Genomic DNA, 20,235 nt, shown 5'->3' on the forward strand with positions numbered 1-20,235 from the left:
TGCGACGGCATCGCCTTTGCACGATCGTATGGCCCCACGCGTCCGCCACGTTGTCATGCAACGACTGCCGCCACGGGGCCGGGCATTACTCACAGGAGGAACCAACATGCCGACCATCGATGTCGCCCGCGGGACATCGGCCCGAGAACTCCAGGAGCTGATCGATACCGCCCCGAGCGAATCGACTCTGCTTCTGGCGTCAGGCGGCTACCGGCTCGACCAGGCCCTGCGCATCCAGCGCTCCGATGTCACCCTCAAGGGAGCGGGTGCCGACTCCACCACGCTGACGTTTACCGATGCGGCTCTCGACGATGGCGACCGCTTCGGCATCAGCGTCCAAGGCGATATGCGAGGCGTGACGCTCGGCACGCTCGCCGCCGACCTTGACGAAGGCGAGCGGAACGTCAGGCTCGATGCCGAGCATGGCCTGGAGCGAGGCGATACGGTGCGGATCTGGGAGGATAACGACACGGCGTTTCTCGATGCGATCGGCGACACCTCCTGGCGCAAGCAGGCACATGCCGAGCTGCGTACCAGCATGGCCAAGGTCGATGCCGTGAACGGCGATACCATCACGCTTGATCGCGGCGCGCATTTCGATTTTGCCGGAGGCCAGGCCAAGCTGGAACGACTCGTGCCTGTGGATGACGTATCTCTCGAGGGATTTACCGTCGACTACGAACTGGGCACTCCCGACGCTTCGGCATTCTCGAACACCCGAAGCGACCTGACCGATTATCAGGCCATCCGCCTGGATGGCACTCTCGATGCACGACTGAAGGATGTCGCGGTCGAGAACGGGCCCTCGACGGCTTTCCATTTCGCCCGCTCACTGGATGTCGAAGCCGACTCGCTACGTGCCGAGGGAGCCCTCAACAAGGGCAGCGGCGGCAACGGCTACGGCTTCGAGCTGAAGGAGAGCTACGACGGCAGCTTCAGCCATCTCGAGGACAGCGGCATGCGGCATGGCGTGCTGTTTGCCTCCTGGCGCTCCTCGGTGGGCAATGAGATCGAGGTCGACTTCACCGACCGCGACATCAACTTCCACGGCGGACGCGACCATGACAATCAGGTCAGGGTGGCGCAAGCCGTCCGCAATGCCGATGCCGACGAACTCTCCCCCACGCTCTGGGTCAATGCCGGCGGAGAGAGCTTCGGCGCCGTCACCGACCCCGACGCCAACGAAGTGCGCTTCGACTACGTGCAGGGCTCGCGGCGCAGCGATGCGCTTCAAGGCAGCGACGACGGCGCCTATCTCAATGGTGGGCTGGGCCACGACACGCTGTTCGGCGGCGCCGGCCACGACGTGCTGGAGGGCGGCCCCGGGGACGACTGGTACGACGGCGACGATCGCATGGTGGGTGGAGATGGTATGGATACGGTGCGCTACGCCCGTGCGATCGATGCCTACCAGGTCGATTTCGACGGCGACCGTGTCACGATACGCAGCGACAAGGGAGCGGTCGATACGCTCGAGGACGTGGAGTTCGTCAGCTTCGATGACGGCACCGTGCTGCACACGGCATCGCGCGGTACCTTTCAGACCACCGCACTCGAGGTTCCCGAAGCCGATCGCATCCTCGACGGCAACGCCATCCCCACCGGCTTGGTGGGCGATGGCATCGAACTGTTGGTCGCGGGCAGCACGAAGCGGCGCTGGGATGACGGCTATGTCGCCGAGATCTTCGTCGAGAACGTGACTGATGAGTCTATTGCGGCCCCCGAGCTGCGCCTGGAGACCGACGACACGATCGACACCCTGTGGAACGGCGAGCTGAGCCGCGACGGCGATGCCTACCACATCCGCGACGACGACACGGGCGAGCTAGCTCCCGGGGAGGCATGGCGCTTCGCCTACCGCGCCTATGGCGACGAGCCCACGCCCGATGCCATCGCCGCCTCGGATGGCCAGGACGTCGCGCTGCTCGGCATGCACGATGGCAGTGATCTCGGCCTGCTCGGCTGAGCATGACGCGCAAAAGCCACACGAAGCCATGAAAAAGGGCGCCCCGAAGGGCGCCCTTTGCATTCGGCGGTTCGCCTGTCGGCTTACCAGCCGGTCACGTCCTTCAGCGCATCGCCGATTTCGGCCAGCGAGCGGACGGTACGCACGCCGGCGTCTTCCAGCGCGGCGAACTTCTCGTCAGCCGTACCCTTGCCACCGGAGATGATGGCACCGGCATGGCCCATGCGCTTGCCCGGAGGCGCGGTGACACCGGCGATGTAGGACACCACCGGCTTGGTCACGTTGGCCTTGATGAAGGCCGCGGCTTCTTCCTCGGCGGTACCGCCGATCTCGCCGATCATCACGATCGCCTCGGTCTTCGGGTCCTTCTCGAACATCTCGAGGATGTCGATGAAGTTGGAGCCCGGGATCGGATCGCCGCCGATGCCCACGCAGGTGGACTGGCCGAAGCCGTGGTCGGTGGTCTGCTTGACCGCCTCATAGGTCAGGGTGCCGGAGCGCGACACGATACCGACCCGACCCGGCTTGTGGATGTGGCCCGGCATGATGCCGATCTTGCTCTCGCCCGGGGTGATCACGCCGGGGCAGTTCGGGCCGATCAGGCGCACACCCAGCTCGTCGCACTTTACCTTGACGTCGAGCATGTCCAGCGTCGGAATGCCTTCGGTGATGCACACGATCAGCTTGATGCCGGCGTTGGCGGCCTCGAGGATCGAGTCCTTGCAGAAGGCAGCCGGGACGTAGATCACGCTGGCCTCGGCACTGGTCTTCTCGACCGCTTCCTTGACGGTGTTGAACACCGGCAGGCCCAGGTGCTCCTGGCCGCCCTTGCCCGGGGTCACGCCACCGACCATCTTGGTGCCGTAGGCGATCGCCTGTTCGGAATGGAAGGTCCCCTGCCCACCGGTAAAGCCCTGGCAGATGACCTTGGTGTTCTTGTCGATCAGGATGCTCATTACTTGCCCTCCGCTGCCTTGACGACCTGCTGAGCCGCATCGGTCAGGCTGGTAGCAGCGATGATGTTCAGACCGCTGGAGGCCAGTTTCTCGGCGCCCAGCTCGGCGTTGTTACCTTCGAGACGCACCACCACCGGCACGTTCACGCCGACCTGCTCGACCGCCCCGATGATGCCCTCGGCGATCATGTCGCAGCGCACGATGCCGCCGAAGATGTTGACCAGCACCGCCTTGACGGAGTCGTCGGAGAGGATCAGCTTGAAGGCTTCCGCCACACGCTCCTTGGTCGCACCGCCGCCCACGTCGAGGAAATTGGCCGGCTGGCCGCCGTTGAGCTTGATGATGTCCATGGTGCCCATGGCCAGACCGGCACCGTTGACCATGCAGCCGATGTTGCCTTCCAGGGCCACGTAGTTCAGTTCCCACGCGGCGGCTTCGGCCTCGCGCTCGTCCTCTTGGGACGGGTCGCGCATCGCCTGCAGGTCCGGATGGCGGTACAGGGCGTTGCTGTCCAGGTTGAGCTTGGCGTCGAGGCAGTGCAGGTTGCCTTCGTCGGTGATCACCAGCGGATTGATCTCGAGCAGCGCCAGGTCCTTCTCGTGGAACAGGCGCGACAGGCCCAGGAAGATCTTGGTGAACTGCTTGACCTGGTCGCCTTTCAGTCCCAGGGCGAAGGCCAGCTCACGCGCCTGATACGGCTGCGCGCCGACCAGCGGATCAATCTCGGCCTTGAGGATCTTCTCGGGAGTTTCCTCGGCGACCTTCTCGATCTCGACGCCACCCTCGGTGGAAGCCATGAACACCACGCGACGTGTGGCACGATCGACCACCGCGCCCAGATAGAGCTCATTGGCGATGTCGGTGCAGTTCTCGACCAGGATCTTGGCGACCGGCTGTCCCTTCTCGTCGGTCTGGTAGGTCACCAGGTTCTTGCCCAGCCACTGCTCGGCAAAGGCCTTGGCCTCCTCGGGGCTCTTGATCAGCTTGACGCCGCCGGCCTTGCCGCGGCCACCGGCGTGGACCTGGGCCTTGACCACCCACATGTCGCCGCCGATCTTCTTGCATGCTTCCGCCGCTTCCTCGGGGGTATCGACTGCGAAGCCCTTGGATACCGGCAGACCGTAATCAGCAAACAGCTGCTTGCCTTGATACTCGTGAAGGTTCATCGATTCATGCCATTGGTTGCATGTGACTCGAATGGCAACCGCGAATGACCGCCGGCGGCGGTCGATGTCGGGTTACCCCCGTTCGCACCCGATACATGGCCGGGCACGACGCGCCATCCGCTGGATGGCGCTTGTTGTCCCTCTTGGCGAACTGGCTTACTTGCGCTTCTTGCGGTTGGCCATGTGGATCGCGTGTCCGTCGACCGCCAGGGCCGCCTCATGGATGGCTTCGGCGGTGCTTGGATGCGCGTAACAGGTCAGCGCCAGATCCTCGGCGCTGGAGCCGAATTCCATGGCGATCACGCCTTGGGCGATCAGTTCACCGGCATGCTGGCTGACGATGTGCATACCCAGGATGCGATCGGTCTCGGCGTCGGCAATGATCTTGGCCATGCCCTCGGGGGCATTGTTGGCCAGAGCCCGGCCGTTGGCCGAGAACGGGAAGGAGCCGGTCTTGACCTCGATCCCCTTGGCTTTGGCGTCCTGCTCCGTCATGCCGACCCAGGCCACTTCGGGCGAGGTGTAGATCACGCTGGGGATGGCGTCGTAGTTCATTTCGGCTTTATGGCCGGCGATGATGTCGGCCACCATCACGCCCTCTTCGGAGGCCTTGTGCGCCAGCATTGGCCCGCGCACGCAGTCGCCGATGGCGTAGATACCCGGCACGCTGGTACGGCACTGGTCGTCGACGTGGATGAAACCGCGCTCGTCGAGACCGACGCCCACATCGTCGGCGATGACGCCCTTGGTGTACGGGCGGCGTCCGACGCAGACGATCAGCTTGTCGAAGGTCAGCTCCTGGTCGCCATTGCCGTCGCTGTACTTGACCACCACCTCGTTGCCCTTGACCTCGGAGCCGGTGACCCGCGCGCCGAGCTTGATGTCCAGGCCCTGCTTCTTGAGCAGCTTCTGGGTCTCCTTGGCGATGGCGGTATCGACCATCGGCAGGAAGGTATCCATGGCTTCGAGCACGACGGTCTCGGCGCCCAGGCGGCTCCATACGCTGCCCAGCTCGAGACCGATGACGCCGGCGCCGATCACGCCCAGGCGCTTCGGCACTTCGGTGAACTCCAGCGCACCGGTAGAAGTGACGACGATGTCCTCGTGCAGCGGGGTCGGCGGGATCTCCACCGGCACAGAACCTGCGGCGATGACGATATTGTCGGCCTCATAGGTGGTCTTCTCGCCATCGTGGCCGGTGACTTCGACCTGCTTGGAGGCTACCACCTTGCCGGCGCCCTCCAGTGAAGTGACGCCATTGGCCTTGAACAGAGCGCTGATGCCGCCGACGTTCTTGGCGATGACGGAGTTCTTGAATTCCAGCATCTTGGCGACGTTGGGCTTGGGCTCGCCCACCTCGATGCCGATCTCTTCGTAGTGATCGCGCGCTTCGACGAACTTGTGGGACGTCTCGAGCAGCGCCTTGGAGGGAATGCAGCCCACGTTCAGGCAGGTGCCACCATGAACGGTCTTGCCTTCCTTGTTGACCCACTTCTCGACGCAGGCGGTCTTCAGCCCCATTTGTGCAGCACGAATGGCGGCCACGTAGCCCCCGGGGCCCGCACCGATGACGATCACATCAAATTTATCGGCCATGTGGTTTTCCTGTTGATCGGTTCGCGTTTAGTCCGTTGAATCGGGGCGCCTTCAAATGTCCAGCAACAGGCGCGCCGGATCCTCGAGCAGCTCCTTGAGCGTGACCAGGAACTGCACCGCATCCTTGCCATCGATCATGCGGTGATCGTATGACAGGGCCAGGTACATCATCGGACGGATCTCGACCTTGCCGTTCACCGCCATGGGACGCTCCTGGATCTTGTGCATGCCCAGGATGGCGGTCTGCGGCGGATTGAGGATCGGCGTCGACATCAGCGAGCCGAAGATGCCGCCGTTGGTAATGGTGAAAGTGCCGCCCTGCATCTCGTCGATGCCGAGCTTGCCGTCACGCGCACGCTTGCCGAAGTCGACGATGCCCTTCTCGACGTCGGCGATCTTCATGCTGTCGGTATCGCGCAGCACCGGCACCACCAGACCTCGGTCGGTGGAGACGGCCACGCCGATATCCTGATAGCCGTGATAGACAATGTCGGTGCCGTCGATGGAGGCATTGACGTCGGGGAAACGCTTGAGCGCTTCGGACGCCGCCTTGACGAAGAAGCCCATGAAGCCGAGCTTGACGTCGTGGGCCTTGAGGAAGGTGTCCTTGTACTGCGAGCGCAGCTCCATCACCGCGCCCATGTCCACCTCGTTGTAGGTGGTCAGCATGGCGGCGGTCTGCTGGGCCTGGACCAGGCGCTTGGCGATGGTCTGACGCAGGCGGCTCATCGGCACGCGCTTCTCGGGGCGCTCGCCCTCGACGACCGGCGCGGCAGCCGCAGCCTGCTTGGGGGCAGCGGCCGGCTTCGCGGCCTTCTTGGCGCTGCCCTCATTGACGGCGCGCTGGACATCCTCCTTGAGGATACGTCCACCCTTGCCGGTGCCTTCGATCTTGTTGACGTCGAGATCGTGCTCGGCCACCAGCTTGCGCGCAGCCGGGGCCAAGATCTTGTCACCGACCTTCTCGTCACTGGCACCGTCGTCGGCGGAAGCCGCCGGCGTCTCATCGGCTGCCGTATCGGCACCTCCGGCCCCCTCGGTGAAGATCGCCAGCACGGCCTCGGACGCGACCTGGCTGCCCTCTTCCGCCTTGATCTCGGCAATTGCGCCATCGGCAGGAGCAACCACCTCGAGCACCACCTTGTCGGTCTCGATGTCGGCCAGCACCTCGTCGCGCTTCACCGCCTCCCCCACCTTCTTGTGCCAGGTGGCCACGGTGCCTTCCTGAATAGATTCCGGGAAGGTCGGCGCCTTCACCTCGTGGCTCTGGCCGCCGGCTGCCGGTGCGCTCTCGGGCTCCGCTTTGGCCTCACTCTTCTTGGCCTCACTCTTCTGTTCGGCCTGGGCGCCGGCCTTATCGTTCTTCTTCTCGCTCTTCTTCTCGTCGCCCTTGGCGCCGCCTTCCCCGATCCTGCCCAGCACCTGCTCGGACTGCACGGTGTCGCCCTCTTCGGCCAGTACCTCGGACAGCGTCCCCGCCTCCGGCGCCACCACCTCGAGCACCACCTTGTCGGTCTCGATCTCGACGATCAGCTCATCGCGCTCGACGCTGTCTCCCGGCTTCTTGTGCCAGGCAGCCACGCTGCCTTCAGCAACGGATTCCGGAAAGGTGGGCGCTTTGATCTCGGTAGCCATGTCGTTTCCCTTGTATGTTCTCTCTCGTCCCGGTGGGGTGCCTCAGATATTGAAGGCGTCTTCCACCAGCTGGCGCTGCTGTTCGGTGTGCACGGACATGTAGCCCGCTGCGGGTGCCGCCGATGCCGGGCGTCCGGCGAACTTGAGCTCGCCACCCAGGCCGTTCTTGAGCATGTCGGCCACGGTCCGCATGTGGTGCTGGCTCGAATACCAGGCGCCCTGGTTGAGCGGCTCCTCCTGGCACCAGACCACGGTTTCGAGGTTGACGTAGGCCTTGAGTGCCTCGAACAGCTCCTCCTTGGGGAAGGGATAGAGCTGCTCGATGCGCACGATGGCGGTATCGGCGCGCTCGTTCTCGGCACGCCAGGCCGCCAGGTCGTAGTAGACCTTGCCGGCACACATGACGACGCGCTTGACCTGCTGGGGATCGAGGTTGCCCTGGTCCGGGAGCACCATGTGGAAATGGCCATTGGCCAGATCGTCGAGGCTCGAAACCGCCTCCTTGTGGCGCAGCAGGCTCTTGGGCGACATCACTACCAGCGGCTTGCGCAGCGGGCGAATGACCTGACGGCGCAGTAGGTGGAAGATCTGCCCCGGGGTGGTCGGTACACAGACCTGCATGTTGTGCTCGGCGCACATTTGCAGGAAACGCTCGAGACGGGCTGAGGAGTGCTCGGGCCCCTGTCCCTCGTAGCCGTGGGGCAGCAGCATGGTCAGACCGCACAGGCGACCCCATTTGGTCTCACCCGACGAGATGAACTGGTCGACCACCACCTGGGCGCCGTTGAAGAAGTCACCGAACTGCGCTTCCCAAATCACCAGGTCGTTGGGGGCCGTGGTGGAATAGCCGTACTCGAATGCCAGCACCGCCTCCTCGGAGAGGAAGGAGTCGTGGATGGTGAAGCGCGGCTGACCGTCGGACATATGCTGCAGCGGCACGTATGTCGTGCCGTCCTTCTGGTTGTGCACCACCGCGTGACGGTGGGAGAAGGTGCCGCGCCCCACGTCTTGGCCGGTGATGCGCACCGGGTGGCCCTCGTCGAGCAGTGTGGCGTAGGCCAACGTCTCGGCGAAGCCCCAGTTCAGGCCCAGGCCACCGGCCTGCATCTTGCGACGGTCCTCGTAGATCTTGGCCACCTGTCGCTGCACTTCGACGCCGTCGGGAATCTCGCACATGCGCGCCGCCAGGCGCTGCAGGCGCTTCATCTCGACACCGGTATCGGCATAGCCGCTCCACTCATGGCCGAGATAGGGCTTCCAGTCGACGAACAGCGAGGTATTGGGCTCCTGCACGAGGGCGTTGGCCACGTGATTGCCGGCCATCAGGTCCTCGCGATAGGTCTCGATCATTGCCTGAGCCTCGTCCTCGGTGACGACGCCCTGCTCGACCAGTCGCTGAACGTAGAGGGAGCGCGAGGAGGGATGCTCCTTGATCTTGCGGTACATCAGCGGCTGAGTGCCGGAGGGTTCGTCGGCCTCGTTATGGCCGCGACGGCGGTAGCACACCAGATCGATTACCACGTCCTTCCTGAACTGCTGGCGGTAGTCCAGCGCCACCTGGGTGGCGTGCAGCACGGCATCCGGGTCGTCGCCGTTGACGTGAAAGATCGGCGCCTGGACCATCTTGGCGATATCGGTGCAGTACTCCGTGGAACGTGTGTCCTGCGGGTGCGAGGTGGTGAAACCGACCTGGTTGTTGATGACGATGTGCACCGTGCCGCCGGTCTTGTAAGCCCGGGTCTGGGACATCTGGAAGGTTTCCATGACCACGCCCTGCCCGGCGAAGGCGGCATCGCCGTGCACGTTGATCGGCAAGACCTTGGTGCCTTCGTAATCGTCGCGACGATCCTGCCTGGCACGTACCGAACCCTCGACCACTGGCGAGACGATCTCCAGGTGGGAGGGGTTGAAGGCCAGCGCCAGATGAACTTCGCCGCCCGGCGTCATAACGTTGGAGCTGAAACCCTGGTGGTACTTGACGTCACCGGAGCCACGCTCGATCAGCTTCTTGCCGTCGAACTCGTCGATCAGTTCGGAGGGATTCTTGCCGAGGATATTGACCAGCAGGTTGAGGCGACCGCGGTGCGCCATGCCGATGACCATTTCCTTGATCCCGTAGCCACCGCCTCGCTGGATCAGCTCGTCCATCATCGGAATGAACGACTCGCCGCCCTCGAGACCGAAGCGTTTGGTACCTGGATACTTGGAGGCCAGGTAGTTCTCCAGCCCCTCGGCCGCGGTCAGGCGCTCGAGCAGGTGCTTACGCACCTCGTCACTGTATTTGGGTGCCGAGCGAACCGATTCGAAGCGCTGTTGCAGCCAGCGCTTCTCCTCGGTATCGACGATATGCATGATCTCGCAGCCGATGGAGCGGCAGTAGGTCTGCTCCAGCGCCTCGACGATCTCGCGCAGCGGCGCCTTGTCTATCCCCAGAAAGAAAGAGCCGGTCTGGAATTCGGTATCCAGATCGGCCTTTGACAGTTGGTGAAAAGAGAGGTCGAGGTCGGGTATGGGGGCTTGGCTGCGCAGCTTGAGCGGATCGATGTCGGCCTTCTGGTGGCCCCGGAAGCGGTAGGCGTTGATCAACTGCAGCACCTTGACCTGCTTCTTGCTCTCGCCGCTGTCGGTACCACCGGCGGTGGCGGCGGTACGACGTGCGCGCGCCAGTTGCTGGAACTGATCGCGGACAGGGCTTAGGGGGACATCATGACCGGCGCCGCCATCGACGCTCGGCAGTTGATCGAAGTAGGTCCGCCACTCATTGGGCACGGAACCTGGGTCGGCGAGGTATTGCTCGTAGAGCGCTTCCACATAGTGAACGTTGCTGCCGCTCACATGGGAGCTGTTCCACATCAACTCCATTATGCCTTGTTGCATCTCTCGGTCACCCTACACTGATGGGGTGTTGTCGGCGCCGTCACGGGCCAGCCGCGACGGCTTGGCTGGTGCCCTGCCGGAAGGGCGTCTTCTCTTCCCGGCGGTTCCAGCCGTGAGGCCGGAATCCTTGCAATCCATGGTCGAGAGCCGGTACCTGTGGCACCGGCTCTCGTCCTGCTGATCGCGAGCCGACCGCGACACGACGTCGCGGTCTGGCATGGGCCGCTATGATAGCAAGCCCCGCGCCACGATTTAAGTGGCATTCGCGAGTAGCATGTCGCGGATCTTTCCGATCGCGCGGGTCGGGTTGAGCCCTTTGGGGCATACCGCGACGCAGTTCATGATGCCGCGACAGCGGAACACGCTGAACGGATCCTCCAGTCCGGCAAGGCGCTCTCGCGTCGCGGTATCGCGCGAGTCCGCCAGGAAGCGGTAGGCCTGCAACAGGCCGGCCGGGCCGACGAACTTGTCCGGATTCCACCAAAACGACGGGCAGGAAGTCGAACAGCAGGCACACAGGATGCACTCATAGAGACCGTCGAGCTTGTCGCGATCCTCCGGCGACTGCAGGCGCTCGATCGCCGGCGCCGGGGTATCGTTCTGCAGATACGGCTGCATGCGCTCGAACTGCTTGTAGAACAGCCCCATGTCGACAACCAGGTCGCGCACCACCGGGAGGCCGGGCAGCGGGCGCAGCACCAGCTTGTTGTCCTTGACCACATCGGACAGCGAAGTGATGCAGGCCAGGCCGTTCTTGCCGTTCATGTTCATGCCGTCGGAGCCGCATACACCTTCGCGACAGCTGCGACGGAAGGCCAGGGTGGTGTCCTCGGCCTTGAGCATCTCCAACACGTTCAGAACCATCAGGTCGCGGCCCTGGGTGTCCAGCTGATACTCCTGCATGTAGGGCGCGGAGTCGGTTTCCGGGTTGTAGCGGTAAATAGATACCTGAAGCATCTCGTGACTCCCCTTAGTAAGTACGGATTTTCGGCTCGAAGGTGTCGACGGTCTTCGGCTTGAAGTTGACGTCGCGCTTGCCGACCCGCTTTTCGGCCGGGAAGTACATGGAGTGCTTCAGCCAGTTGGCGTCATCGCGATCCGGGTAGTCGTAGCGGGAATGCGCGCCACGGCTCTCCTTGCGTTCCAGGGCCGCGATGGCGGTGGCTTCGGCCACTTCCATCAGGTTGTCGAGTTCGAGCGCCTCGACGCGAGCGGTGTTGAAGGCACCGGACTTGTCGACCAGATGCGCCTCGCCGATGCGACCGCGCAGGTCGGCCAACTGCTTGACGCCCTCCTGCATGTGCTCCTCCTGGCGGAACACGCCGAAGGAGTTCTGCATGATGCTCTGCAGCTCGGTCTTGAGATCGGCTACAGACTCGCCGCCGGTGGATTCGTTCCAGCGCGTGATGCGCTTCATGGCCGTTTCGATATCGGAATCGGTGGCACCGAGGTAATCGATACCCTCGTTGAGTGCGCCTTCGATGAATATGCCGGCCGCGCGGCCGAACACCACCAGGTCGAGCAGCGAGTTGCCGCCCAGGCGGTTGGCACCGTGCACCGAAACGCAGGCCGCCTCGCCGCAGGCGAACAGGCCATTGATGATGTGATCGTTGCCGTCGGCGTCCTGCATGATCGCCTGGCCATGCACGTTGGTCGGAATACCGCCCATCATGTAGTGGCAGGTCGGCACCACCGGAATCGGCGCATTGGTCGGATCGACGTGGGCGAAGATCTTCGACAGCTCGCTGATGCCCGGCAGGCGCTTGTTGAGCACCTCTTCGCCCAGATGATCGAGCTTGAGGAAGACATGGTCGCCCTTCTCGCCGCAGCCACGGCCCTCGAGGATCTCCATGACCATGGAACGCGCCACCACGTCGCGTCCGGCGAGATCCTTGGCGTTGGGCGCATAGCGCTCCATGAAGCGCTCGCCGTCCTTGTTGACCAGGTAGCCGCCTTCGCCGCGACAACCCTCGGTCACGAGCACACCCGCACCGTAGATGCCGGTGGGATGGAACTGCCACATCTCCATGTCCTGCATCGGGAAGCCGGCACGCAGCGCCATGCCGATGCCGTCACCGGTATTGATCAGGGCGTTGGTCGTGGAGGCGTAGATACGTCCGGCACCGCCGGTGGCCATGACGGTGGCCTTGGACTGGACGTGCACCACTTCGCCGGTCTCGATGCACATGGCGATGCAGCCCACCACGTCGCCGTTGGCGTTCTTCACCAGATCGACCGCGAACCACTCGTTGAGGAACGTGGTGTTGTTCTTCAGGTTGTTCTGGTAGAGGGTGTGCAGCAGGGCATGGCCGGTACGGTCGGCCGCCGCACAGGTGCGGGCCGCCTGGCCGCCCTCGCCGAAATTCTTCGATTGACCACCGAACGGACGCTGGTAGATGCGACCGTTATCGAATCGCGAGAACGGCAGTCCCATGTGCTCCAGCTCGAAGACGGCCTTGGGCCCCTCGGAACACATGTACTCGGCCGCATCTTGATCGGTGATGTAGTCGCCACCCTTGACGGTGTCGTACATGTGCCAGCGCCAGTCGTCGTTGGGATCGGCGGAAGCGATGGCACAGGTAATGCCGCCCTGGGCGGAGACGGTGTGCGAGCGAGTCGGGAAGACCTTGGACAGCACGGCTGTCTTCTTGCCGGACTTGGCCAGCTCGAGCGCGGCACGCAGGCCGGAGCCGCCGCCACCGATGATGATGGCATCGTAGGACAAGGTACGCATGTTAGGCATGAATCAGGCTCCCCACAGAACTTGGATGCCCCAGACCAGGAACACGAAAATGGCCAGGATGATGACGACCTGGGTGCCGAGGCGGATGGGCGTCGACTTGAGATAGTCGGTGGTCACGGTCCACAGACCGATCCAGGCGTGCGCGGCAAGAGAGATGAAGGCCAACAGAGAGAAGATCCGCATCCAGGTCTGGGCAAATAAGTTGTTCCAGGTGGCGTAGTCGAGCCCAGGGTTGAACAGCAGGTACGCGACGATGAAGACCGTATAGAGCGCCAGGATGATCGCCGTGACGCGTTGAAGCAGCCAGTCGGAAAGGCCGCTGCGACCCAGATTGGTGATGTTGGTTACCATACCCAGACTCCCGCCAGAATGACCAGGACGGCACTGAGGACCACGGTGGCCTGTGCCTTCTTGACGCCCCCTTCCAGGGTTACGCCGTAACCGGCATCCATCAGCATATGGTTGATACCGGCAACGAAATGGAATGCCAGGGCCGACAGCAGACCCCAGGCGATCAGCTTCGCCAGGAAATTATGCGCCAGCGCATCCCTCACGGCCTCGAATCCTTCCGGCGACGACAGGGATTTGTCGAGCGCCCAGAAGGCAAAGATGAGGCCAATGAACAGGATGACGCCGGTGATGCGATGGGTGATCGACGTCAGGGCGGGAAGTGGGAACTGTATCGTGGTGAGGTCGAGGTTGACGGGTCGTTTGCTATTCACGGCTCTATACACACTCTCTTGGCTCGCTCTGCCACCAGTGGGACCAGGCGTGAGCGGGCGGTGGTTTGAGGTAGGGGGCTCGCCGCTGCCGAGACGGGCATGACAACGAGTACCTGCCAGTCGCGCGGTGTGGATTATAGGGACATGAACCCCCAGTGACAAATGCGCACCGCTGCGACTCGACCATGGTTCAAGCCCGTTCGTATCCCGACGACAGTTAGTGAAACCACTCTATTCTCGAAGTATGCTTGGCACGATGGCTCATGATGCAAAGCATCATTTCCTCTACAGATAATTATACAGCACAAGAACTCCTGCATAACTACCCGGTCACTTTGGCCTAATTGACAATCCCGGGAACGCTTCTATAGTGGGCGAACCTTTTTCGTGGGCCAGGCGTTGCAACACGGTTTGCGAATGAATGAGTTAACGCACATTTCGACTTCAGAGGAGGCCAGTATGGCTGACAGGAAAGCGACACTGACGGTAGACGGCCTGGACAAGACGATCGAGCTGCCGGTCTACTCAGGCACCCTGGGCCCTGACGTGGTCGATGTCCGTGGTCTCGGCGCCGAAGGCCTGTTCACTTATGACCCTGGCTTCATGGCAACCTCCTCTTGCCAATCGGCCATCACCTATATCGATGGCGCCAAGGGCGTGCTGCTGCACCGTGGCTACCCTATCGACCAGTTGGCCAAGGAGTCCAACTTCGTCGAGCTGTGCTACACGCTGCTGTTCGGCGAACTCCCCAACGACGAGCAGTACGCCGACTTCGAGTCGCGGGTCCGCAACCACACCATGGTTCACGACCAGATCAACAACTTCTTCAAGGGTTTCCGGCGCGATGCCCACCCGATGTCGATCCTGTGCGGCGTGGTCGGCGGCCTGGCGGCCTTCTACCATGACCACATGGACATTACCGACGAGAAGGACCGGGAGATCAGTGCCATCCGCCTGATCGCCAAGATGCCCACCATCGCGGCGATGTCCTACAAGTATAACGTCGGCCAGCCGTTCAACTACCCGCGCAACGACCTGAGCTATGCAGAGAACTTCCTCTACATGATGTTCAGCAACCCCTGCGAGGAGTACAAGGTCAATCCGGTCTACGCCAAGGCCATGGACCGCATCTTCATGCTCCACGCCGACCACGAGCAGAATGCCTCGACCTCCACGGTGCGGCTGGCCGGCTCTACCGGCGCCAACCCCTTCGCCTGCATCAGCGCCGGCATCGCCGCATTATGGGGGCCAGCTCACGGCGGAGCCAACGAGGCAGTGCTCAAGATGCTCGACGAGATCGGCGATGACTCCGAAGAGAACATCCAGCGCTTCATCGACAAGGCCAAGGACAAGGACGACCCGTTCAAGCTGATGGGCTTCGGCCACCGCGTGTATCGCAACTTCGATCCACGCGCCAAGGTGATGAAGGAGACCTGCGACGAGGTTCTGGCCGAACTTGGTATCGACGACCCGCAGCTCAAGATCGCCAAGCGCCTGGAGCAGATCGCCCTGGAAGACGAGTACTTCGTGGAACGCAAGCTCTACCCCAACGTCGACTTCTATTCCGGCATCATCCTCAAGGCCATGGGCATCCCGACCAACATGTTCACGGTAATCTTCGCCGTGTCGCGCACGATCGGCTGGATTTCCCACTGGCACGAGATGCTCTCCCACGACTACAAGATCGGCCGCCCGCGCCAGCTCTACACCGGCCACACCCAGCGCGACTATCCTGCCAAGTAGTCCGGCAGGCAGCGGCCCTGCCGCAGCGCCACCCTTCGCAGAGAGCCGCCTCCGGGCGGCTTTCCGCTTTTCGGTAGCATGACAGCATGCAAGACAAGAGGAGTCTCCGATGAGCCAGAGCCTATCCACCGTTGCCTTCATTGGCCTGGGCGTCATGGGCTATCCCATGGCCGGCCACCTGGCCCGCGCCGGGCTAGAGGTTCGCGTCTACAACCGCACCGCCGTCAGGGCCGAGGCGTGGGTCGCCGAGCATGGCGGCACGCACCACGCCACCCCGCGCGAAGCCGCCCAAGACGCCGACCTGGTCCTGGTCTGCGTGGGCAACGACGACGACGTCCGACAGGTTACCCAGGGCGAGGACGGCGTCCTGCACGGAATGAGCCAGGCCAGCCTGCTGGTGGACCACACCACCGCCTCGGCGGACCTGGCCGAGGAACTCGCCGCCGCCTGCCGGGCACGCGGCATCGGTTTTCTTGATGCCCCGGTCTCCGGCGGCCAGCAAGGCGCGGAGAACGGTGCGTTGACCATCATGTGCGGTGGCGACGACGAGGACTTTGCCCGAGCCGAGCCTGCGCTCGCCCATTATGGCCGCGCGGTGACCCTGATGGGCCCGGCAGGGAGCGGGCAACTGACCAAGATGGTCAACCAGATCTGTATCGCCGGACTGGTGCAGGGCCTGGCCGAGGGGCTTCACTTCGCCGAGCAGGCCGGTCTCGACCAGCAGCGAGTAGTCGACGTCATCTCGAAGGGAGCCGCCGGCTCATGGCAGATGGAGAATCGCCACAAGACCATGATCGACGATGAGTACGAGCACGGCTTTGCCGTGAACTGGATGCGCAAGGATCTGGGGATCTGTCTCGAGCAGGCGAGGCGCCTGCAAGCCCGCCTGCCGGTCACGGCGCTGGTCGACCAGTTTTATGGTGACATACAGGTGATGGGCGGGGGACGCTGGGATACCTCATCATTGTTGCGGCGTCTGAGATCCGCAGGCCGTAACTGAGCCGCACGAGGCGTCGCCTACCCGCGACGCCTCGTAACTGACAGTATCAGAAAAGTAACACAAAAGTCTTGACAGCCTTTTCAGCCAACGCTCTTAAACGGCCTCCGACTTTTTCCACACATTCTGTGGATAACCCTGTTTACAACCCTTAGAAAACGCCATCAAATCGGCATGACAAGGGGGTTGGCCTTAGATTGTTTATTTTTTGATCAATCATAACTCATTGAATTTTATCATTTTTTGCGACTGCACATTCTTGGCGATGCTAACGCATAGATTTCGCACAGCCAGCCAGCGAGACACTGCACAAGTGGACAAGTCAAGCCTGAAATGGTGGAAAAACCGATGCTTCAATGCACTTTCCACGCATGAGAAGACCACCCGAAGGGTGCTTGGGAATGTAATTAATGAGAACAAAAAAAGTCGCTAATAAGCGACAGGATGCGAAGACAGGAATACGTGAGTGGCGTCCCATAGGGGGTTCGAACCCCTGTTCCCGCCGTGAAAGGGCGGTGTCCTGGACCACTAGACGAATGGGACGCAAGACGTCACGGAAACGAAGTGGTGGAGCCTAGCGGGATCGAACCGCTGACCTCGACACTGCCAGTGTCGCGCTCTCCCAGCTGAGCTAAGGCCCCACACGTCTCGTGAAGACGAGGCGTATACTACTGATTCGACTCGTCTTCGTCAACTTGAATTTCGCTTCGGGCTTCGGGCTTCGGGCTTCGGGCTTCGGGCTTCGGGCTTCGGGCTTCGGGCTTCGGGCTTCGGGCTTCGGGCTTCGGGCTTCGGGCTTCGGGCTTCGGGCTTCGGGCTTCGGGCTTCGGGCTTCGGGCTGGCAGCAGTCTGTATAGTGACACGTCTGCTGCCAATGGCTTAGCCCGCGGCTCGCAATTTACAGCTCTCGAAATTCCTTCTCGAAGCGCTTGGCCTGTTTCTTGGAAACGCCGCCAAGGACTTCAATGGCGTGACGCAAACGCGCTCGTGTCACATCGGAGCCGAGAATGGCCATGGCATCCATGACGGAGGTGCTCGATGCGGAACCCGTGATGGCCACGAAGACCGGTGCCAGGAAATCCTTCATCTTGAGGTCGAAGTGACCGGCAAGGGCCTTGACCTCGTCGAGCAGGATCTCCTTGCTCCATGCCGGCACCGTCTCGAAGCGCCAGACCAGGAACTGGAGCAGCTTCACAAGCTCCTCGCGATCCAGCTTGACGCCTGCGAAGTCCTCTTCACGGATCGACGGCAAGCCCGAGAAGAAGTGTCCGGCCAGCGGCGCGACCTGAGACAGGGTTTCCACCCGGGGGCGCACCTGAGGAAGGATCTTCTCTACGTACTCTTCGTTGAAGGCCCATTCGATCAGGGCCTGGAGAAAGGCTCGGTCATCGAGATCCTCGCGGATATAGAGGCCGTTGAGCCAGGTCAGCTTCTCTAGATCGAAAACCGGCCCACCCAGCGAGACACGCTGAACGTCGAAGTGCGCCATCATCTCGTCGAGGCTGAACTTTTCGCGCTCGTCGGGCATCGACCAACCCATGCGTCCCAGGTAGTTGATCACAGCCTGCGGCAAGAACCCCATGCGACGGTAATAATTGATGGAGGTCGGGTTCTTGCGCTTGGAGAGCTTCGACTTGTCGGGGTTGCGCAGCAACGGCATGTGGCACAGTGCGGGCATGTCCCAGCCGAAATACTCGTAGAGAAGTTGGTGCTTTGGCGCCGAGTTGATCCACTCCTCACCCCGCAGTACATGGGTGATCCCCATCAGATGGTCGTCGACGACGTTCGCCAAGTGATAGGTGGGCATGCCATCGGACTTGAGCAGCACCTGTGCATCCACCTGCGCCCAATCGACTTCGATGGGGCCGCGCAGCATGTCGTCGATCACGCAGGTACCGGTGGAAGGCACTCTCATGCGAACCACATACGGCCAGCCTTCGCGCTCACGACGTGCCTCTTCCTCTTCTTCCAGGGCCAGATCCGAAGGCTTGAGCGCCAGGTGCATGCCGGCCGCCTTGCGCGCCTCACGCAACTCATCGAGCTCCTCGCTGGTGCGATAGCACTTGAAGGCATGGCCTGCCTCGATCAGCTGCCGCGCGTACTGAGCATAGATGTCGCCGCGCTCACTCTGCCGGTAGGGGCCGTGCGGTCCTCCCACGTCGGGGCCTTCATCCCACTCGAGGCCCAGCCAGCGCAGCGAGTCGAGAATCATGCGTTCGGACTCGGCAGTGGAGCGAACGCGATCGGTATCCTCGATACGCAGAATGAACTGGCCGCCATGCTGTCGGGCGAAACATAAGTTGAACAGGGCGATATATGCGGTGCCTACGTGGGGATCGCCAGTAGGAGATGGCGCTATGCGAGTTCGTACGGTCATGTCGTCCTTATCCGGTTGTCATGCATATGGCGGCATTATACGCACCTGGGCCCATAGCGGCAGCCGCCTCGGCAAGACGCCTGGGAGCCGCCTCATCTCTCCCCCTGCTCCTTTTTGCCGCTCAATAAGTGTCTTTTTATCGTTGACGCGTTAAATTTGCACAGTCAGCGAGGATAATCGAACATCCTCGTCCCTATTTATTCGACTGTCGACAGGTTGACGAGATGGATTCATTGGGCCCTAAAATCAAACAGCTGAGGTTGAAGGCGGACCTCAACAAGGCCGCCCTCGCACGGAAAGTCGGTGTCTCTGATGTCACGATCTCTTACTGGGAATCAGGCGCCATCAAGCAAATCGGTCACGCCCGACTGGTGGCCCTGGCTGAGGCCTTGGATTGCTCGCTGAGCCAGTTGCTGGCGAACGAGGACGAGGAATCATCTTCCGCGCTATACCTGTATGGCAAGCCGCCCGCTCCCTGGCTTGCACCGAGCGCCAACCGCGTCGCACTCCCTGGCGATCTCATTTCCAGCTTCGATTGGCATGGCGAGTGTTACCTGGTCACGCCGGCCCCCGGCGAGCACTTCGATTTTCTCGATTCAGGCGACTTTGCCGCCTTCGGCCCGACCGACGCCTACGACAAGCCTGGCCATTATTTAATCGAGGGTGAGAATTGTCTCTATATCGACCAGCTGGAAGTGGACGTCGGCCTGAAGGAAGGAGACCGTGTCGTCGGCAGACTGCTGGCACGCTGGCGGCAGCACGAAAAACTTTGAGCGACAGCGTGTTTCAATCGACTTCCAGCACCTCCACCCGATCGGTTGCTCGCCGGGGTTCGTTGCCTATCAGGAAGCGCCGAGAATAGCTGGCAACCTGTCCCAAGCCGTGACCTGACGCCTTTACCAGCGGACCTTCGAGCGCCTCTCCTCGGTCGCCGATTCGCTCGCGGACGCCTGCGGGCTGAACGCTGGCTTCGGACAGGTTCACGGTAATGCGATAGCCACCATCGGGAAGACCACTGCCCGGCCCGAGGGGCCCGGCGGTAAATCGCCCCTCAGTGACACCTGTACGCGTCTGCCACCGCACTCCGCTCACTTCACGCTCAACCATTACCACTAGCCGCGTCTCATCCGGCAGGTTGGTGTTTCCCTCCACGACGAGGCGGCGATCGCTGCGTAGCGTGGCGCCTGCTTCGATCTCGACGGAGAGTGGCTTCGGCGGCGTCGCGTCCGGCGCCGGCTCGGCAGCGATGTCGGCAGTGCTCTCGCTCTGCTGGGCGCCTTCCGTATCGCCCTCTCCCCGGGAGTTATCATCGTCGCCCCCACAGCCCACCAGCCCCATCAATGCCAAGAGACCTGCGCAGGTCAGCCGACGCCATGCCATCATGCCCTTCTCCCGACCGGTAGCTAAGCAACAAGACTACCATTCATTGGCAAGGGCAGTCCGTCCCGGCAAGCGGA

General features: G+C 62.4%; 15 protein-coding genes and 2 tRNA genes. 4 read left to right on the forward strand and 13 right to left on the reverse strand.

Annotation, left to right across the window (positions count from 1 at the left end; genetic code table 11):
* Positions 1-106 precede the first annotated feature (106 nt).
* Complete coding sequence (locus tag CYJ07_RS04700; protein WP_104202520.1) at positions 107-1,966, forward strand: calcium-binding protein; 1,860 nt, start codon at positions 107-109, stop codon at positions 1,964-1,966.
* An 83-nt stretch (positions 1,967-2,049) separates the two neighbouring features.
* Here the strand turns inward: CYJ07_RS04700 and sucD are convergent, their stop codons facing one another.
* The 9 genes from sucD to sdhC form a co-directional block, all read right to left on the reverse strand.
* On the reverse strand, positions 2,050-2,922 hold the full coding sequence (gene sucD / locus CYJ07_RS04705) for a succinate--CoA ligase subunit alpha (RefSeq protein ID WP_104202521.1): 873 nt from the start codon (positions 2,920-2,922) through the stop codon (positions 2,050-2,052).
* The gene (sucC, locus tag CYJ07_RS04710) at positions 2,922-4,088 is read right to left on the reverse strand and encodes an ADP-forming succinate--CoA ligase subunit beta (protein WP_104202522.1); all 1,167 of its coding nucleotides are present in this window, start codon (positions 4,086-4,088) and stop codon (positions 2,922-2,924) included. Before sucC ends, sucD begins: the two co-directional genes overlap by 1 nt.
* A 156-nt stretch (positions 4,089-4,244) precedes the next feature.
* A complete protein-coding gene (lpdA, locus tag CYJ07_RS04715) occupies positions 4,245-5,684 on the reverse strand; it encodes a dihydrolipoyl dehydrogenase (RefSeq protein ID WP_104202523.1) in 1,440 nt (479 codons plus the stop codon).
* A gap of 51 nt (positions 5,685-5,735) precedes the next feature.
* Positions 5,736-7,319, reverse strand: a complete 1,584-nt coding sequence (gene odhB, locus CYJ07_RS04720; protein ID WP_104202524.1) for a 2-oxoglutarate dehydrogenase complex dihydrolipoyllysine-residue succinyltransferase — start codon at positions 7,317-7,319, stop codon at positions 5,736-5,738.
* 42 nt (positions 7,320-7,361) lie between these two features.
* Positions 7,362-10,196, reverse strand: a complete 2,835-nt coding sequence (locus CYJ07_RS04725) for a 2-oxoglutarate dehydrogenase E1 component (RefSeq protein WP_104202525.1) — start codon at positions 10,194-10,196, stop codon at positions 7,362-7,364.
* 252 nt (positions 10,197-10,448) lie between these two features.
* On the reverse strand, positions 10,449-11,153 hold the full coding sequence (locus CYJ07_RS04730) for a succinate dehydrogenase iron-sulfur subunit (RefSeq protein ID WP_104202526.1): 705 nt from the start codon (positions 11,151-11,153) through the stop codon (positions 10,449-10,451).
* A 13-nt stretch (positions 11,154-11,166) separates the two neighbouring features.
* Complete coding sequence (sdhA, locus tag CYJ07_RS04735) at positions 11,167-12,939, reverse strand: succinate dehydrogenase flavoprotein subunit (protein WP_104202527.1); 1,773 nt, start codon at positions 12,937-12,939, stop codon at positions 11,167-11,169.
* Between the two features lie 3 nt (positions 12,940-12,942).
* Positions 12,943-13,290 carry a succinate dehydrogenase, hydrophobic membrane anchor protein gene (gene sdhD / locus CYJ07_RS04740; protein ID WP_104202528.1) on the reverse strand — a complete coding sequence of 116 codons (348 nt, stop codon included), beginning with the start codon at positions 13,288-13,290 and terminating at the stop codon, positions 12,943-12,945.
* The gene (gene sdhC, locus CYJ07_RS04745) at positions 13,284-13,661 is read right to left on the reverse strand and encodes a succinate dehydrogenase, cytochrome b556 subunit (RefSeq protein ID WP_197038255.1); all 378 of its coding nucleotides are present in this window, start codon (positions 13,659-13,661) and stop codon (positions 13,284-13,286) included. Before sdhC ends, sdhD begins: the two co-directional genes overlap by 7 nt.
* A 459-nt stretch (positions 13,662-14,120) precedes the next feature.
* On the opposite strand from sdhC, the gene gltA reads away from it, so the two are divergent.
* Complete coding sequence (gene gltA, locus CYJ07_RS04750) at positions 14,121-15,404, forward strand: citrate synthase (RefSeq protein WP_104202530.1); 1,284 nt, start codon at positions 14,121-14,123, stop codon at positions 15,402-15,404.
* 109 nt (positions 15,405-15,513) lie between these two features.
* Entirely contained in the window at positions 15,514-16,404 is an 891-nt protein-coding gene (locus CYJ07_RS04755) for an NAD(P)-dependent oxidoreductase (protein ID WP_104202531.1), read from the forward strand.
* A 464-nt stretch (positions 16,405-16,868) separates the two neighbouring features.
* Here the strand turns inward: CYJ07_RS04755 and CYJ07_RS04760 are convergent.
* From CYJ07_RS04760 to gltX, 3 genes are all read right to left on the reverse strand, one after another.
* Positions 16,869-16,944: transfer RNA gene (locus CYJ07_RS04760), tRNA-Glu, on the reverse strand.
* Between the two features lie 22 nt (positions 16,945-16,966).
* A tRNA-Ala gene (locus CYJ07_RS04765) sits at positions 16,967-17,042 on the reverse strand.
* Positions 17,043-17,299: 257 nt separating this feature from the next.
* Positions 17,300-18,778, reverse strand: coding sequence for a glutamate--tRNA ligase (gltX, locus tag CYJ07_RS04770; RefSeq protein ID WP_104202532.1), 1,479 nt, complete (start codon positions 18,776-18,778; stop codon positions 17,300-17,302).
* Positions 18,779-19,002: 224 nt separating this feature from the next.
* Between gltX and CYJ07_RS04775 the strand changes: the two genes are divergently transcribed.
* Complete coding sequence (locus tag CYJ07_RS04775; RefSeq protein WP_104202533.1) at positions 19,003-19,551, forward strand: helix-turn-helix domain-containing protein; 549 nt, start codon at positions 19,003-19,005, stop codon at positions 19,549-19,551.
* Between the two features lie 13 nt (positions 19,552-19,564).
* On the opposite strand, the gene CYJ07_RS04780 is transcribed toward CYJ07_RS04775, so the two are convergent.
* Positions 19,565-20,161 carry a hypothetical protein gene (locus CYJ07_RS04780; RefSeq protein WP_104202534.1) on the reverse strand — a complete coding sequence of 199 codons (597 nt, stop codon included), beginning with the start codon at positions 20,159-20,161 and terminating at the stop codon, positions 19,565-19,567.
* Between the last annotated feature and the right edge of the window lie 74 nt (positions 20,162-20,235).

The sequence above is a fragment of the Billgrantia saliphila genome, assembly GCF_002930105.1.
Taxonomy (GTDB): Bacteria; Pseudomonadota; Gammaproteobacteria; order Pseudomonadales; family Halomonadaceae; genus Halomonas; species Halomonas saliphila.

Bases quoted from the DNA above. Each gene is read 5' to 3' on its own strand.
- CYJ07_RS04700 (WP_104202520.1), top strand. From the start codon at position 107: ATGCCGACCATCGATGTCGCCCGCGGGACATCGGCCCGAGAACTCCAG.
- sucD (WP_104202521.1), bottom strand. From the start codon at position 2,922: ATGAGCATCCTGATCGACAAGAACACCAAGGTCATCTGCCAGGGCTTT.
- sucC (WP_104202522.1), bottom strand. From the start codon at position 4,088: ATGAACCTTCACGAGTATCAAGGCAAGCAGCTGTTTGCTGATTACGGT.
- lpdA (WP_104202523.1), bottom strand. From the start codon at position 5,684: ATGGCCGATAAATTTGATGTGATCGTCATCGGTGCGGGCCCCGGGGGC.
- odhB (WP_104202524.1), bottom strand. From the start codon at position 7,319: ATGGCTACCGAGATCAAAGCGCCCACCTTTCCGGAATCCGTTGCTGAA.
- CYJ07_RS04725 (WP_104202525.1), bottom strand. From the start codon at position 10,196: ATGCAACAAGGCATAATGGAGTTGATGTGGAACAGCTCCCATGTGAGC.
- CYJ07_RS04730 (WP_104202526.1), bottom strand. From the start codon at position 11,153: ATGCTTCAGGTATCTATTTACCGCTACAACCCGGAAACCGACTCCGCG.
- sdhA (WP_104202527.1), bottom strand. From the start codon at position 12,939: ATGCCTAACATGCGTACCTTGTCCTACGATGCCATCATCATCGGTGGC.
- sdhD (WP_104202528.1), bottom strand. From the start codon at position 13,290: ATGGTAACCAACATCACCAATCTGGGTCGCAGCGGCCTTTCCGACTGG.
- gltA (WP_104202530.1), top strand. From the start codon at position 14,121: ATGGCTGACAGGAAAGCGACACTGACGGTAGACGGCCTGGACAAGACG.
- CYJ07_RS04755 (WP_104202531.1), top strand. From the start codon at position 15,514: ATGAGCCAGAGCCTATCCACCGTTGCCTTCATTGGCCTGGGCGTCATG.
- gltX (WP_104202532.1), bottom strand. From the start codon at position 18,778: ATGACCGTACGAACTCGCATAGCGCCATCTCCTACTGGCGATCCCCAC.
- CYJ07_RS04775 (WP_104202533.1), top strand. From the start codon at position 19,003: ATGGATTCATTGGGCCCTAAAATCAAACAGCTGAGGTTGAAGGCGGAC.
- CYJ07_RS04780 (WP_104202534.1), bottom strand. From the start codon at position 20,161: ATGATGGCATGGCGTCGGCTGACCTGCGCAGGTCTCTTGGCATTGATG.